The organism is Mesorhizobium sp. WSM4308, assembly GCF_002294905.1.
Taxonomy (GTDB): domain Bacteria; phylum Pseudomonadota; class Alphaproteobacteria; order Rhizobiales; family Rhizobiaceae; genus Mesorhizobium.
In genome coordinates this window covers 369431-384606 of the sequence record NZ_NSFW01000004.1, presented here as the reverse complement: position 1 = coordinate 384606, position 15176 = coordinate 369431, and the positions used below count along the sequence as shown (strand labels likewise).

Below are 15176 nucleotides of genomic sequence, written 5' to 3'. Positions count from 1 at the left end.
CCTGCCGACTATCCGATCTCGATCACGGCCTTGATCAGGCCGGATTTCTCATGCGCCCAGCGGGCGAGATCGCTCGGCGTATCGGCCAGCGTCGTGCGGTGGGTGACCAGCTTGGCCAGGGGCACGGCGCCGTTGCGGATCGAGTCTGCGACATGATCGAAATCGGCACGCAGTGCATTGCGGCTGCCGACCAGCGTCATTTCGCGTTTGTGGAATTCAGGGTCGGAGAAGACGATGTCGTCCTTGACGACGCTGACCAGCACCAGTGTGCCGCCATGCGCGACGTGGGCGAAAGCCGACTGCACCGACCGGGTGTTGCCGGTGGCGTCGAAGACCAGGTCGAAGCCTTCGCCCGATGTCGCTTCCTTGACCAGATCCGGCACCGCTCCGCGCGAGCCGTCGAGGATCCTGAAGCCAAGTTCGTTTTCGGCGAAAACGAGACGTTCACTGCTCATGTCGAGCAGCGTCACGTCGAGCCCGGCAATGCGGGCGAAGATGGCGTTGCCGAGCCCGATCGGGCCGGCGCCGATGACCAGAGCGCGAGCGCCGGGATCGGCACGGGCGCGACGTACCGCGTGCGCGCCGATGGCCAGGAATTCGACGGCGGCTGCGTCGGCCAGCGACAGGCCATTGGCCGGATAGAGATTCCGCGCCGGGACAAGAATGCGTTCGCACATGGCGCCGTCGCGATGGACGCCCAAGACCTCGATCTTGACGCAGCAATTCGGTTTGCCGTGCCGGCAGGCGATGCACTTGCCGCAGGAGAGGTAAGGGTTGATGACGACCGGTTCGCCGACGGCAAGATCGACGCCCTCGCCGGTCTCGATGACGGTGCCGGAGACTTCATGGCCCATGATGCGGGGGTAGGCGAGGAACGGGTGCTTGCCTTCGAAAATGTGGTAGTCGGTGCCACAGATGCCGACATGGCTGACCGCGACCAGCGCCCAGCCGGCAGGGGGCGCGCCGGGCGCGGGGCGGTCTTCCAGGATGAGTTCCCCGGGCGAGCGGCAGATAACGGCTTTCATGTCTCAGTCCGATTAGGTTTCCGACCTGTCTTCACGCCGGGCCGGAGATCGATTTCAGCAATGGTCACTTGCCGCCGCGGCGGCGCAGACCGTCGAAATAGACGATGACGATGATCAGCACGCCAGTGATGATGCGCTGCCAGAAGGCGTTGACGTTGAGCAGGTTGGCGCCGTTGTTGATGGTGGCGAGAATGAAGGCGCCGAGCAGCGGGCCATGCACCGAGCCGACCGCTCCGAACAGCGAGGTGCCGCCGATGACCGAGGACGCGATCGCCTGCAGTTCCCAGCCCTCGGCCTGGGTCGGGTTGCCGATGCCGATGCGCGAGGCCAGGAGCACGCCGACAAAAGCCGCGCACAGGCCCGACAGCGTGTAGGCCATGTAGATGGTGCGCTGGACATTGACGCCGGAGAGGCGCGAGGCCTCGGCGTTCGAGCCGACCGAGAAGAGGTAGCGGCCCCAGCGGCTGTGATGCAGGAAGATGTAGGCCGGAATGCCGACCAGGATAACCATCCAGAACAGATTGGGCACGCCGAGGAAGGAGTTGCGCGAGAATTCCTGGAAGGCGTCATTGTTGATCGAGATCGAGTTGCCGTTGGTCATCAGAAGGCCGATGCCGCGCAGCGAGGTCAGCGTCGCCAACGTGATGATGAAGGGCGGCAGGCCCATCTTGACGATGCCGAAGCCGTGGAACAGGCCGATGGCAACGCCGACCAGCAGCGTGATCGCGATGGCGAGGAAGACCGGTATGCCGGCGTTGATCAGCATCGCGGCAATGACGGTGGCAAAGCCGACCACAGCGCCGACGGACAGATCGATGCCGCCGGTGATGATGACGAAGGTCTGGCCGACCGCCAGGATGGCGATCATCGAACCCTGACGCAAAAGGTTCGAGATGTTGTTGGCCGAGGCGAAGCTCGATGTCGACAGCGACAGGATGACCCAGAGCAGCACCAGCAGCGCCAGCAGCGTCAGCCCGAACAGGGCGTTGTAATTGCGCTTGGATTTTTCGGCAGGGATCGCCTCGGTGCTCATATCTTTCCTCCCAGCTTTTCTTGTTTCTCGGCGAGCGCCTGTGTGAGAATTTCCTCGTGATCGGCGGTGCGGAATCCGTGTGTCGCCACCAGCTTGCCGCGGCGGAACACATGCAGCGTGTCGGCCAGCTCATAGACTTCCGGCAGGTAGGACGAGATCAGGATGATGCCGGCGCCCTTCGACAAGAGCGCGCCGAACAGGCGGTAGATTTCGGCCTTGGTGCCGACATCGACGCCGACTGTCGGCTCGTCGAAAATGAACAGCTTGGCGCCATGCGCCAGCCATTTGCCGATGACGATCTTCTGCTGGTTGCCGCCCGACAGGCTGGAGGCCAGCGCATGGCGTGTCGGCGTCTTGATGCGGAGATCGGCGATCTGGCGGTCGGCCTGGGCCTTCTCCTGCGCGCCGGAGATCAACAGGTTTTTGGAGATGCGCTTGTAGATCGGCAGGTTGAGATTGAGGCCAACCGGCAAATTGAGGCAAAGGCCCTGGTCGCGGCGGCTTTCCGGCGCCAGCGCCATGCCGAGCCTGATCGCATCGTGCTCCGAATTGACCTGAACCGGCTTGCCTTCCCACAGGATCTGGCCGGCCGATTTGCGATGGCGGCCGTAGAGCGTGGTGACGAATTCGCTGCGCCCGGCGCCGATCAGCCCGTAGAGCCCGACGATCTCGCCGGCGCGGACGGTCATCGAGACATTCTCGAAGCCCTTGCCCGACAGGTTCCTGGTCTCCACGATCGCGGCACCCGGCGTGAAGTGCTCCTTGTGATAGACCTGCTCGATCGAGCGGTTGATCATCAGCTTGACCAGTTCGGCATCGTTGGTCTCGGCGATGTTTCTGGTGCCGACCAGCGTGCCGTCGCGCAGCACGGAGACGCGATCGGCGAGCTCGAAGACCTCCTCCATGCGGTGGCTGATGTAGATGATGGTCACGCCCTCGGACTTCAGCCGACGGATCAGCGTGAAGAGCTGGTCGGCCTCCTTGCGGGTCAGGTAGGCGGTCGGCTCATCGAAGATCAGGAATTTGGTGCCGCGCACCGTGGCGCGGGCGGCGGCGATCAGCTGCTGCTGGCCGATGGTGAGGTCGCCGAGCATGACATGCGCCGGCAGGTCGAAGCCGAGATCGTCGATGATCTTCTGCGCTTCCTTGACCATGACGCGCTGCTGCAGGATGCCGAAGCGCGAATTCTCCTCGCCGAGGAACATGTTGGCGGCGACCGTCAAATGACGGCAGAGCACGACTTCCTGGTGCACGGCGTTGATGCCGAGCGCCATCGCCTCATGCGGGGTCGCCAGCGCCGCCGGATTGCCCTCCCAGATGACCTCGCCGGAGGTGCGCGGCATGACGCCGGTGAGAAGCTTGATCAGAGTGGATTTGCCGGCACCGTTCTCGCCGACGATGGCGTGGATTTCGCCCGACTTGAAGGCCAGCGTCACCGGCTTCAGCGCATGGGTGCCGGGATATTTCTTTTCGAGGCCGCGCAGTTCGAGGATCGTCCTGCCAGGCTCCAGCACAGGGGCGGGGTGCAGGTCTTGAGCCGTCGATGTCATGACAATCCTCCCTGATTGGCCTCACGATCTGGGCCCGCGGCGGGCTTCGAAATGCCTGCCAGGGCAACCTAGCCCAGGTTGCCCTATTTCCAAACGACGTCGCTGTCGTTTCCGGGGCACGAGGCCCCGGAAACAGTGCGTCTCAACCGAGGCTTAGTTGAGCTTCGGATTGAGCAGGGCGTCGATCTTGGGATCCTTCATGTTGGCCTTGGTGACAAGGTTGGCGCCTGTGTCGACATTGGCCTCGACCTTCTCGCCCTTCGAAGCGGCGAGCGCGGTCTTGATGCCGTCATAGCCCATCCGGTAGGGATCCTGGACGACGAGGCCGGAAATGACGCCGTCATTCAGGAACTTGATCAGCTTCTCGTCGCTGTCGAAGCCGATCAGGCCGACCTTGCCGGCAAGCTTGTTCTCGGCGATCGCCTGGCCGACGCCCTGCGCCATGATCAGGTTGGAGGCGAAGATGCCCTTCAGGTCCGGATTGGCGGTGATCAGGTCGGTCGCGATGTTGAGGCCGGTGGTGGCCTGGCCGTCGGCATATTTGTCGGCGATCAGTTCGAGGCCGGGATACTTGGCCTTGAGCTGTTCCTTGAAGCCCTGGGCGCGCTGCTCGAGCGAGCCGGCGCCAGGCAGTGCGGTGATCAGGGCAACCTTGCCTTCGACCTTGCCGCCATTGGCCGCGCCGATGGCTGCCGCAAGACCGTCCGCGGCGACGCGGCCGCCCTGGACGTTGTCGGTGGTCAGGAACGAGGTGAAGGCCTTGGAGTCGGCGCCGGAGTCGATGCCGATGACCTTGACCTTGGCCGCTGCCTCGTCGATCGGCTTGCCGAGCGCCTTGGCTTCGGTCGGCGCGATGACGACGGCGGCCGGGTTGCCGGCGACGGCGTTCTCGAGGATGGAGATCTGGCCGTTGACGTCGGTTTCAGCCTGGGCGCCGAGTTCCGGCACGTTGACGCCGAGATCCTTGCCGGCCTTGCGGGCGCCGGCGAGCACGATCTGCCAGTAGAAGGACGTGGTGTCCTTGACGATGATCGGAATGGTCACATCCGCCGCCGAAGCCGGCGCCGAGTGCATGACGCCGGCGAGCATCGACGCTGCTGCCAGGGCCATGACGGCGCGGCGGTTGAGAATGCTGGTCACGAATTTCATAGGATACCTCCCTAAGTCGCCCGGTGAACGTTACGGAAGCTCCGTTCGGATAGGCGTGGCCCAAACAGAACTTTATCAATAAAAAACATTTACGCTGTTTTGATAGTGCATCGATCTGGACGATGCAAGCGGTGTTTCGCACCTGATTCCCATGTCAGGCACGGACACAATCACGCGCCCCTCCTCCCTGGACGCAGCCGAACGCTCCCGTTTCGTGAATACATGGAATATTAATTCCATCTGTTAGTCAATATGGAACATTCATTCTTTCCGCGGAGTCGCGCATTTGTGAAGCCGAGCCTCGCCTGTCAACGCTGGCGGACGCCGGCTTCACGCCAGGCCCTGCACCACCGTGTAGGGACGATATTTGGCGTATTCCGTCTCCGCCACGTTGATGTCGAGCAGTTCGAGGTTACGTGTCAGGTTTGCCAGTTTGGCGGTACCGGTCAGTACGGTGGCGACCACCGGCTCGTGCAGGGGAAACTGGAAGGCGGCGGCGGCCAGCGGGTAACCGCCTTCGCCGGCGATCTTCTCCATGGCGTCGACCCGATCGAGCATATCGCGGCTGGCGGGCTGGTAGTCGAAATGCGCGCCTTGCACCGGCCCGGTCGCCAATATGCCGGAGTTGAAGACGCCGCCGATCACCAGCGACGTCTGTTGCGCCCGGCACAGCGGCAGCAGTTCGGCTTCGGCGCTGCGGTCGAGCAAGGAATAGCGGCTGGCGAGCAGGATGCAGTCAAGCGGCGCCCGGCGCATCACGTCAAGGCAGATCTGGACTTCGTTGACGCCGAGACCATAGGCGGAAATCGTGCCGGCCCGCTTCAACTCCTCGAGTGCCTTGAGCCCGCCATCCATGAGCTGGCGAAAGTGCAGCTTGGTCTTCTCGACCCCATGCGTGTAGGCGCCGATGTCGTGCACATACAGGATATCGATTTTGTTCAGCCCAAGCCGCGCATAGCTGAAGTCGACCGACCGCATGATGCCGTCATAGGAATAGTCGTAGTCGAGCGCGAAGGGCAGCGGATCGACATAAGAGTGGTCGGGCACCTGGTCTTCTGGCGCCGGCCGGAACAGGCGGCCGACCTTGGTGGACAGCACGTAGGAATCGCGCGGCTTGTAGCGCAGGAAGTCGCCGAAGCGGCGTTCCGACAGGCCGAACCCATAGAAGGGCGCGGTGTCGAAATAGCGCAGGCCCGCCTCCCAGGCGCCTTGCAGCGTCTCCATCGCCGCCTCGCGTGAACAGGCGCGGTAAAGGCCGCCGATCGCGGCGCCGCCGAAGCTGACTTCGGTGACTTCGAGCGCCGTGCTGCCGATGCGGCGTTTTTCCATGCAAACCCTCCCCGTTGCCGGCCGCTGTCCCGCCCGGCAGTTCTACCACATATGCGTTGAATTCAGAGCGTCGCGCCGAGATGCCAGGGCACGAACTCGTTGTCGCCATAGCCGAAATCCTCGCTCTTGGTCTTGCGGCCGGAAGCCGTCTCGACGATCAGTTCGAAGATCTCGCGGCCCATGCCGGCGATGGTCTTTTCGCCCGAGGCGATGACGCCGCAATTGACGTCCATGTCCTCTTCCATCTGGTGATACATGGTCGAGTTGGTGGCGACCTTGATCGACGGTGTCGGCCGGCAGCCGAAGCAGGAGCCTCGGCCGGTGGTGAAGACAATGACGTTGGCGCCGCCGGCGACCTGGCCGGTGGCTGAGACAGGGTCGTAGCCGGGCGTGTCCATGAACACCAGTCCGCTGCCGGTGACTTTCTCGGCATAGCCGAACACGCCATTGAGCGGCGTCTGGCCGCCCTTGGCGACCGCGCCGAGCGACTTTTCCAGGATGGTGGTGAGGCCGCCGCGCTTGTTGCCGGGCGAGGGGTTGTTGTCGATCGAGGCGCCATGCTTGGCAACGTGATCTTCCCACCACTTCACGAAACCGTCGAGCTTCTGCGCGATCTCCGGCGTTGCCGCGCGATAGGCGAGCAGATGCTCGGCGCCGTAGATTTCCGTGGTCTCGGAGAGGATGCCGATGCCGCCGACGCCGGCCAGGATATCGACGGCGGCACCCAGCGCCGGATTGGCGGTGATGCCCGACATGCCGTCCGAGCCGCCGCATTGCAGACCGACGACGATCTCGCTGACCGGAATCGGCTCGCGCTTCAACTGACCGACTTCCTCGGCGATCTCGGCCAGCACGGCCATCGCCTTCTCCACCGATTTGCGCGACCCGCCGGCGTCCTGGATGTTGAAATGGCGTTTTCCCGCGGCAACACCCTTCTGGCCATAGAGGGTGAGCTGGTTGACCTCGCATCCCAGGCCGACCATCAGCACGCCGCCGAAATTCGGGTGGCGGGCATAGCCGGCAAGCGTGCGGTGCAGCACCATCATGCCGTCGCCAGTGCCGCTCATGCCGCAGCCCTGACCGTGGACGATCGGCACGAAACCGTCGATGCCGGGATATTTCGGCAGCAAGGTCCGGTTGGCGGTGTCGGCGATGGAATGGCAGACCGTGGCCGAGCAATTGACGCTGGCGATGATGCCGATGAAGTTGCGCGTGCCGGCGCGGCCATCGGCGCGGCGATACCCCATGAAGGTGCGGGCGCGGTCGGCCGCTGTCGCATGCTCGGCCTCACTCGGCGGCACCACCGGCAGGCGGCCGGCCTCGAACACCAGATTGTGCGAATGGACATGCTCGCCCGGTGCGATGTCCTGCGTGGCGCGGCCGATCGCCTGGGCGTATTTGACCACGGCTTCACCGGCAGCAATCGGCTTGATCGCCACCTTGTGGCCGGGCTCGATGACGGCGGTGGCAAGCGCGCCGCCCGGCAGAGCCGTGCCGATCTCGATGCGGCCATTGGCAACGGCGACATTGTCGGCGGGGGACAGAAGAATGGTGTTCGAGACGTTCACGGGCGGTTTCCTGGGTGATCCTGGGATGCGCGGATTGACACGCGCTTGTTAAGAGCTAATGTCTTTTATCGTGAAAAAACAGTTTTGCGTCAATTGTTTTTTCACGGGCGTTCCGCACGCCTCTGGCTGGCGGCGGCGCTGCAAACAATGGACCGTGCCCCGGCGAAAGCAATTCCTGCTTTTCAGGGTCGTGGGAACGTCATATTGCGCTTCAAGCCGGCCGCCGCAAGCGCCGGCATGAATGGGTCAGGGGATGTCCAAGAGCAACAACGTCTACAAGGACGCCTATAACAGGTGCCTCAGGCTGCTCGACGAAACGCGCAGCCTGCCGTCGGAACCGGAACTGGGCACGCTGCTGGGCGTCAGCCGCACGACCGTGCGCAGCATCCTGGCGCGCATGGAGGAGACCGGGCTGATCGCCTGGAACAAGCGTGCCAAGACAGTGCTGCGCGATCCGCGACCCGACGATTTTTTCCCCGAGGAAGAGACAGACACACTGGCCGAAATCATCGAGCGGTCGTTCATGCGGCGCCTGCTCGCCGGCGGCGCCGAGGCCGGCATGCAGATCAACGAGCTTGAACTGGCGCGCGAGATCGGCGTCGGCACCACCAGCGTGCGCGAGTTCCTGATCCGCTTCTCGCGCTTCGGCCTGATCGAGAAGCGCCGCAACAGCCATTGGGTGCTGAAGGGCTTTACGCGGGCTTTCGCGCTCGAACTGACCGAGATCCGCGAGATGTTCGAACTGCGCTCGGCGGCTGCCTTCGCCGCCCTGCCGCAGGACAGCCCGGTCTGGGCCGATCTCGACCGCCTGGAGGACGAACATCGTCTGCTGGCACGAGAGATCGCCACGCGCTTCAACGCGTTTTCCGAGCTGGACGAGCGCTTCCACCGGCTCATCCACCGGGCCTCGCACAACCGTTTCATCGTCGATTTCTACGACGTCATCGCCATGATCTTCCATTACCACTACCAGTGGAACAAGGCGCAGGAGCGCGAGCGTAACGAAGTCGCGGTCGGCGAGCACCTTGCCTATATCGAGGCGCTCAAATCGCGCGACCTCGGCAAGGTCGACGCCGCCTGCCGCAAGCACCTGAAGTCGGCGCGCCTGACGCTGTTGACCTCCATCCCCTTGCAGAAATCCTGATCGCGCCGCGTTGCCGCAGCATCGAATTGGCGATTTTCGACCTGCCGCTGCCATGATAGGTATCCTTCCAGGAGTTGCTTGAAGAGGCAGATGGCTTGAACCGCCGGGGGAGACGCTGGAGCATGCCGACCGCGCTTGTCGCGGCCTGCCTGCTGCTGCTTCAGTCGACGCTCGGCGCGTTCGCCTTCGTAACCGGGCCGAATGCCTCGCAGCTCGACGCCTTCGGCAATGTCATCTGTACCCACGACGGTGCCACCCAGCTTCCCGGCGGTGACCAGCACCCGTCACATCTGCCGGCCTGCTGCGCGCTTGGCTGCGGCATGTTTTCATCCGCCTTTGCGCCGCCGCCCGACGCCGGGCTGGCCCTGGCCAGCCTTGCATTCGAAGCGGTCGCCTTCGTTTTTCCGGCGAGCATCCACCTCGACTTCGCGCGCGAACGCTCGCCGTCGAATCCGCGCGCGCCGCCACTGGTGGCCTGAGCTTGCTCGCCCGGCGGAACCTTTCGCGGGCGCACCCATCCAAAGATCAAACGGCTCGCGACCGGCAACGGCGCGATAATCACTTCATGGAGCAATCATGTCCCATTCTTCCCCCATAGCGGCAGGCACTCTGTTCAGCCGCATTCTGTCCCACGTCCAGGAGCGTCTCGGCACTGCCGTGGTGGCCTTGGCAATCATGCTCGCCGGCGCCCAATCCGTCCTGGCGCATGAGTTCAAGGTCGGCGATATCGAGATCGGCCATCCCTGGTCACGCGCCACGCCGATGGGCGCCAAGGTGGCCGGCGGCTATTTCACCATTACAAACAACGGCAGCGCACCGGACCGGCTGCTGTCGATTTCGTCCGACATCTCGGACAAGGCCGAACTGCATGAGATGGGTGTCAAGGACGGCGTCATGACCATGCGGCCCGTTGTCGGCGGCCTGGAGATTCCACCCGGCGGCAAGGTCGTTTTGGGTCCCGGCAGCTATCATGTGATGTTCATGGATTTGAAGCAGCCACCCAAGCAAGGCGAGATGTTCGCCGCCACGCTGACCTTCGAAAAGGCCGGGACGGTGACGATCAAATTCGCCGTGCAGGCCATTGGCAGCGCGGCGCCCCAAGAAGACAACGACTGAACCGGCCGTCGTACCGATCAGAATTCTAGAGGGACCATCATGAACAAGTATCTTTTGGCGGCCGGGGCGATTCTGGCTTTGGGGACAAATGCCGCCTCCGCGCATATCACACTCGAAACCCAGGAAGCGGCGGTCGGCTCGACTTACAAGGCGGCGCTGCGGGTGCCGCATGGTTGCGACGGCAAGGCGACGACCGCCGTGCGCGTGCAGATCCCGGAAGGGGTGATCGCGGTGAAGCCGATGCCGAAACCCGGCTGGACGCTGCAGACCAAGAAGGGCAAATATGAAAAATCCTATCAGCTCTATGGCCAGGCGGTGACCGACGGCGTCAAGGAAGTCGACTGGAGCGGCGGCAATTTGCCGGATGAATTCTATGACGAGTTCATCTTCCGCGCCACGCTGACGGCGGACCTGCCCGTCGGCCAGACGCTCTATTTCCCGGTGGTGCAGGAATGCGGCGATGCCGTCGACCGCTGGATCGAGATCCCGGCGGCAGGGCAGGATGAAGACGCGCTGGAGACTCCGGCCCCCGGCATCAAGCTCACACCGAAGAAATAATTTCTCCCCTGGCGCGCTCTGCTTGCCGGAGCGCGCCGCAGCCCCGTGGCCTGGCATGACCGCAACATCTTCCCGAATGGTCGATACCAATAGCAAGCGCGTCGGCCGGATTGCCGGCGGACTGCTGGGCTTGCTCATGGCGGTTATCTTCGTAGCCTCGACCAGCCAGGCCTTTGCCCATGCCGCGCTGATCAAGACCGACCCGGCCGACGGCGCCGTGCTGGCGCAGGCTCCGGCACAGTTCTCACTGACCTTCAGCGAACCGGTTTCGCCCTTGGTGCTGACATTGGTGAAACCCGACGGCACGCCGGTTGGGCTGACATCCTTCCGCCTCACCGACCAGACGCTCGAGATCGACAATCCGCAAGCGCTCAAATCCGGCACGCATGTGCTGAGCTGGCGCGTCATTTCCGCCGACGGCCATCCGGTCGGCGGCTCGCTGCTGTTTTCGATCGGCGCACCAAGCGAACCACCCGCCGTGTCCGAAGCGGTCGACTGGCCGTCGCGGTCGGCGATCTGGATCGGCAAGATCTTTCTCTACATCGGTCTTTTCCTCGGTGTCGGCGGCGCCTTCGCCCTTGCCTGGCTGGCGGGCAACGGACGCGCCGGCCAGCGTTTTGTCGCGGCCGCGATCCTGTGCGGCCTGATGGCGGCACCCCTGTCGCTCGGCTTTCAGGGGCTCGATGCACTCGGAGCACCGCTCTCCCATCTGGCGCAGCCGGTGATCTGGCGGACCGGGCTCGGCACCTCCTTCGGCTGGACGGTGCTGGCCGCCCTGACCGCGCTGGGGCTCGGTTTGCTTTCGTTGGCCGGACCGCGTGTGCTCGCCAGGCCATTGGCGCTCGCCGGCCTCCTTGGCGTCGGCGTCGCGCTTGCCGCCAGCGGCCACGCCAGCGCGGCCGAGCCGCAATGGCTGACGCGGCCGATGGTGTTCGTACACGGTATCGGCATTGCCTTCTGGGGCGGCGCGCTGGTGCCGCTCGCTCTCGCGCTGAAGCGCCAGACGCCGGGCGCCGTCGCGTTCCTGCGCCGGTTCTCCTGCGCGATCCTGCCTGTGGTCGCCGTGCTTGCCGCGGCCGGCATCGTGCTTGCCGTCATTCAGGTGCAGACGCCCTCGGCGCTGGCCGGCACCGCCTATGGCCGGCTGCTGCTGGTCAAGTTGGCGCTGCTGGTCTTTCTGTTCACGCTGGCCGCGGTCAATCGCTGGAAACTCACCGCTTCCGCCGAGGCGGGCGCTACGGAGGTGCAGCGCAGGCTCACCCGTTCGATCGGCGTCGAAATGCTAATCGTGCTGGCGATCTTCGGCGTTGCCGCGGGCTGGCGCTTCACGCCGCCCCCACGGGCGCTGGCGATCGCGGCGGCGCAGCCGGTCTCGCTCCACATCCATGCGCTGGAGGCGATGGCAGATCTCAGCATCACGCCAGGCCATGCCGGGCCTGTCGCGGCCTCGATGATCATCATGACCGGCGATTTCGGGCCGCTTGACGCCAAGGAGGTGACGCTGGTGCTGTCGAAGCCCGATTCCGGCATCGAGCCGCTGAAGCGCGCGGCGACGAAGCCCGGCGACGGCAGCTGGCGTGTCGACAACCTCGTCATTCCGGTTCCCGGGCGCTGGACTGTGCGCATCGACATCCTGGTCTCGGATTTCAAGATGGTGAAGATCGAAGCGCCTGTGGACGTCCGGCCGTAGCCGACAGATGTGATTGTTGTCGAACGGCCTGCATTGTGCAACCGCAACACAATTCGGCGAGGCGGTTGACGCGGCCCGAAAGGCCCGTCAATCATCCCGGGAAGAACGGGCATCCGGCAAAATCGCGGGCTCCAACCAACAAGATCCGAAAGCAGGGAAGAAACGATGGAAAAAGCCGAAATCGGCCTGATCGGCCTTGGTACGATGGGCTCCAACCTGGCGCTGAACATCGCCGAGCACGGGCACCGCATTGCCGTCTTCAACCGCACCCGGGCACGCACCGACGCCTTCGTCGAGAATGCCGGCGCGCTGAAGAACATGGTTGTGCCCTGCTACAGCCTGGAAGAACTTGCCGCCGCGATCCGGCCGCCGCGCCCGATCATCATCATGGTGCTGGCCGGCAAGCCGGTCGATGAACAGATCGAAGCCTTGCGCGGCGTGCTGTCCAACAATGACATCGTCATCGATGCCGGCAACGCCAATTTCCGCGATACGATGCGGCGCTTCTCCGAACTGTCCGGCTCGGGCCTGACCTTCATCGGCATGGGCGTGTCCGGCGGCGAGGAGGGCGCGCGCCATGGCCCGTCGATCATGGTCGGCGGCACGGAGGATTCGTGGAAGCGGGTCGAAAAAGTGCTGACCGCCATCTCCGCCAAGTTCAAGGACGAACCCTGTGCCGCCTGGCTCGGCACCGATGGCGCCGGCCACTTCGTCAAGACGATCCACAACGGTATCGAATATGCCGACATGCAGATGATCGCCGAAATCTACGGCATTCTGCGCGATGGCCTGGGCATGGGCCCGAAGGACATCGGCGCGGTGTTCTCCAACTGGAACAAGGGCCGGCTGAACTCCTACCTGATCGAGATCACCGCCAAGGTGCTCGCCGCCGACGATCCCAAGACCGGCAAGCCGGTGGTCGACATCATCCTCGACCGCGCCGGCCAGAAGGGCACCGGCAAATGGTCGGTCATCGAGGCGCAGCAACTCGGCATTCCGGCGACCGCGATCGAGGCGGCCGTGGCGGCCCGTGTGCTGTCGTCGATCAAGGACGAGCGGCTGGCGGCCGAGAAAGCCTATGGCAACATCGGGGTATCGAAGATTTCCGGCGACAAGGATGCGCTGCTGAAAGATCTCGAACTGGCGCTGTTCGCCGGCAAGATCGCGGCTTATGCGCAGGGTTTCGCGGTGATGAGCGGCGCCTCGAAGGAGTTCAACTGGAACCTGCCGATGCCAACCATCGCCAGGATCTGGCGCGCCGGCTGCATCATCCGCTCGCAGATGCTGGATACGATGGCCGAGGCCTTCAGCAGCGGCGGCGCTTCGACCAATCTCTTGATGGCGCCCGCTTTCATCAGCTTGATGCAGGAAGCGCACCCGTCGCTGCGGCGTATCGTGGCGAGGGCTTCCGAGGCCGGTGCGCCGGTGCCGGCGCTGTCTTCCGCACTTGCCTATTTCGACAGCTATCGCCAGGGCCGCGGCACCTCGAACCTGATCCAGGCGCAGCGTGACTTCTTCGGCGCGCATGGCTTCGAACGCATCGGCGAGCAGGGTGCCTTCCACGGTCCGTGGGGCAGTGGCGCTGCCGGTTAGTCCGGGGAGCGATTGTAGGCCAGGACCTCGCCCGGCACGCTGAGACTTTGCAGGGAGCCGGGTGCGGCGCCGCTGATCCAACCGAGCACGGAGCGGGCGAGTTCGGAGCCCGCCAGCCGGAAGTTCTCATTGACGATCAGCAGTTCGGGCCGGAACAGATGCAAAAGGTCCGATGACTGCTTGGAGACGATGTCGACGTCGCGGCCAAGCTTGAGGCCGGCATCCTCGATGCCGGCGACGAGCGCAAGGGTGGCGGCGGCGGCGCTGCTGACAAAGCCGTCCGGCCTGATGTCGCGGCGCATCAACTGCGCGGTCCTCGTCCTGATCTGTTCGATCGAATGGTCGATCGATACGGTGCTGAACGGGATCTCGCTGGCGCCAACCTCGCTCAGCGCATCGGCAAAGCCGTTTACCGTATGGCCGTAATAGGTCAGTCCGACGGGTGGCGTCAGCAAAGCAAGCTTGCGGCGTCCCATGCTCGCAAGGCGCCGTACGGCTTCGACCGCGAAGGCGTGATTGTCGAAATCATGATAGGGGTGGACCAGCCCCATCTCGGTGCGGCCATGCGTGGCAAACGGAATGCCGCGCTCCAGCATGTAGCGGGCCCGGGGATCGTTCGGCTGCGTGCGTGAAATGATGACGCCGTCGGCCGAGCCGGTCTCGACCAGGTAGCGTATCGGGTCGAGCGGATCCTGCGAGCGCGAATAGGGAGTGACGATCAGATGGTAAGGCGTGTCGGCAATGACTTCCGAGACGCCGTAGATGATGTCGGAGACGAAACTCATGATCTCCTGCTCGGTGTTGAGCACGAGGCTGATGACATTGGTCTTGCCGGTTCTGAGCCTGACGCCGGCGCGGTTCGGGCGGTAGCCGATCTGCTTGGCGACGAGCTGGACGCGGCGCCTGGTTTCGGCGCCGATCTCAGGGGCATCCTTCAAGGCGCGCGACACTGTGGTGACGCCCAGCCCGGTCATGAAGGCAAGCGTCTTCAGCGTTGGCCGCTCCTGCGCCGACGCTTCCTCGTTCTTTTCCGTATTCCGTCTGTCCATTCGTCCCGCCCATCAGGCGCATAGCAGCCGCAGGCCGGGTCGGCAATCGCCGTGATTGGCGGCGTGGCATGATTTCAAGCCCGGCAATCTGTCAATATACTGAAACGTTACAGATTGCCAATTGCACCGCGCTGGCGGGCGAATTCGCAGGACGACATGGAGTCGCGAATTCCCTTGAGAATCCAGAGCGAAACGCCGTCTTGGCGACGCTCTTTGCTGGCTTTCACGAACCTTTTCTTATTTTGCACTGCAATTGCTCATATTGCGGCGCACAACGACAAGCTCGCTCGGCAGATTTTATTCGCGACTCGAAAAAATATCGAACGGTCTCCACGCCTGGGGTTGCGTCATCCACGCAATTGCCGTATCGAA

13 protein-coding genes are annotated in these 15176 nt (G+C 63.9%); 6 read left to right on the top strand and 7 right to left on the bottom strand.

What is annotated here, in order from left to right; genetic code table 11:
• Nucleotides 1-8 precede the first annotated feature (8 nt).
• From CK227_RS09910 to CK227_RS09885, 6 genes are all read right to left on the bottom strand, one after another.
• Nucleotides 9-1025, bottom strand: coding sequence for a zinc-binding alcohol dehydrogenase family protein (locus tag CK227_RS09910; RefSeq protein WP_095772427.1), 1017 nt, complete (start codon nt 1023-1025; stop codon nt 9-11).
• A gap of 64 nt (nt 1026-1089) precedes the next feature.
• Nucleotides 1090-2058 carry an ABC transporter permease gene (locus CK227_RS09905; RefSeq protein WP_095772428.1) on the bottom strand — a complete coding sequence of 323 codons (969 nt, stop codon included), beginning with the start codon at nt 2056-2058 and terminating at the stop codon, nt 1090-1092.
• Complete coding sequence (locus CK227_RS09900) at nt 2055-3608, bottom strand: sugar ABC transporter ATP-binding protein (RefSeq protein WP_095772429.1); 1554 nt, start codon at nt 3606-3608, stop codon at nt 2055-2057. Before CK227_RS09900 ends, CK227_RS09905 begins: the two co-directional genes overlap by 4 nt.
• Nucleotides 3609-3761: 153 nt before the next feature.
• On the bottom strand, nt 3762-4757 hold the full coding sequence (locus CK227_RS09895) for an ABC transporter substrate-binding protein (protein ID WP_095772430.1): 996 nt from the start codon (nt 4755-4757) through the stop codon (nt 3762-3764).
• 330 nt (nt 4758-5087) lie between these two features.
• Nucleotides 5088-6086, bottom strand: coding sequence for an aldo/keto reductase (locus tag CK227_RS09890; RefSeq protein ID WP_095772431.1), 999 nt, complete (start codon nt 6084-6086; stop codon nt 5088-5090).
• Nucleotides 6087-6148: 62 nt separating this feature from the next.
• Nucleotides 6149-7654: an altronate dehydratase family protein gene (locus CK227_RS09885; protein ID WP_095772432.1), complete on the bottom strand. Its 1506-nt coding sequence runs from the start codon at nt 7652-7654 to the stop codon at nt 6149-6151.
• A 253-nt stretch (nt 7655-7907) separates the two neighbouring features.
• On the opposite strand from CK227_RS09885, the gene CK227_RS09880 reads away from it, so the two are divergent.
• From CK227_RS09880 to gndA, 6 genes are all read left to right on the top strand, one after another.
• Complete coding sequence (locus tag CK227_RS09880) at nt 7908-8798, top strand: GntR family transcriptional regulator (protein ID WP_095772433.1); 891 nt, start codon at nt 7908-7910, stop codon at nt 8796-8798.
• Nucleotides 8799-8920: 122 nt separating this feature from the next.
• Nucleotides 8921-9277, top strand: a complete 357-nt coding sequence (locus CK227_RS09875) for a DUF2946 family protein (RefSeq protein WP_095772434.1) — start codon at nt 8921-8923, stop codon at nt 9275-9277.
• Nucleotides 9278-9374: 97 nt separating this feature from the next.
• Nucleotides 9375-9914 carry a copper chaperone PCu(A)C gene (locus tag CK227_RS09870; protein ID WP_095772435.1) on the top strand — a complete coding sequence of 180 codons (540 nt, stop codon included), beginning with the start codon at nt 9375-9377 and terminating at the stop codon, nt 9912-9914.
• A 39-nt stretch (nt 9915-9953) separates the two neighbouring features.
• The gene (locus tag CK227_RS09865; protein WP_095772436.1) at nt 9954-10472 is read left to right on the top strand and encodes a YcnI family protein; all 519 of its coding nucleotides are present in this window, start codon (nt 9954-9956) and stop codon (nt 10470-10472) included.
• 76 nt (nt 10473-10548) lie between these two features.
• On the top strand, nt 10549-12162 hold the full coding sequence (locus tag CK227_RS09860; protein WP_179296405.1) for a copper resistance CopC/CopD family protein: 1614 nt from the start codon (nt 10549-10551) through the stop codon (nt 12160-12162).
• A 165-nt stretch (nt 12163-12327) separates the two neighbouring features.
• Nucleotides 12328-13755 (top strand): NADP-dependent phosphogluconate dehydrogenase, encoded by a 1428-nt coding sequence (gene gndA, locus CK227_RS09855; RefSeq protein ID WP_095772438.1) that lies wholly within the window; start codon nt 12328-12330, stop codon nt 13753-13755.
• On the opposite strand, the gene CK227_RS09850 is transcribed toward gndA, so the two are convergent.
• A complete protein-coding gene (locus tag CK227_RS09850) occupies nt 13752-14804 on the bottom strand; it encodes a LacI family DNA-binding transcriptional regulator (RefSeq protein ID WP_095772439.1) in 1053 nt (350 codons plus the stop codon). The two genes, gndA and CK227_RS09850, sit on opposite strands and share 4 nt — an antisense overlap.
• Nucleotides 14805-15176 lie beyond the last annotated feature (372 nt).

Bases quoted from the DNA above. Each gene is read 5' to 3' on its own strand.
- gndA (WP_095772438.1), top strand. From the start codon at position 12,328: ATGGAAAAAGCCGAAATCGGCCTGATCGGCCTTGGTACGATGGGCTCC.
- CK227_RS09905 (WP_095772428.1), bottom strand. From the start codon at position 2,058: ATGAGCACCGAGGCGATCCCTGCCGAAAAATCCAAGCGCAATTACAAC.
- CK227_RS09890 (WP_095772431.1), bottom strand. From the start codon at position 6,086: ATGGAAAAACGCCGCATCGGCAGCACGGCGCTCGAAGTCACCGAAGTC.
- CK227_RS09880 (WP_095772433.1), top strand. From the start codon at position 7,908: ATGTCCAAGAGCAACAACGTCTACAAGGACGCCTATAACAGGTGCCTC.
- CK227_RS09910 (WP_095772427.1), bottom strand. From the start codon at position 1,025: ATGAAAGCCGTTATCTGCCGCTCGCCCGGGGAACTCATCCTGGAAGAC.
- CK227_RS09860 (WP_179296405.1), top strand. From the start codon at position 10,549: ATGGTCGATACCAATAGCAAGCGCGTCGGCCGGATTGCCGGCGGACTG.
- CK227_RS09900 (WP_095772429.1), bottom strand. From the start codon at position 3,608: ATGACATCGACGGCTCAAGACCTGCACCCCGCCCCTGTGCTGGAGCCT.
- CK227_RS09865 (WP_095772436.1), top strand. From the start codon at position 9,954: ATGAACAAGTATCTTTTGGCGGCCGGGGCGATTCTGGCTTTGGGGACA.
- CK227_RS09850 (WP_095772439.1), bottom strand. From the start codon at position 14,804: ATGGACAGACGGAATACGGAAAAGAACGAGGAAGCGTCGGCGCAGGAG.
- CK227_RS09875 (WP_095772434.1), top strand. From the start codon at position 8,921: ATGCCGACCGCGCTTGTCGCGGCCTGCCTGCTGCTGCTTCAGTCGACG.
- CK227_RS09895 (WP_095772430.1), bottom strand. From the start codon at position 4,757: ATGAAATTCGTGACCAGCATTCTCAACCGCCGCGCCGTCATGGCCCTG.
- CK227_RS09870 (WP_095772435.1), top strand. From the start codon at position 9,375: ATGTCCCATTCTTCCCCCATAGCGGCAGGCACTCTGTTCAGCCGCATT.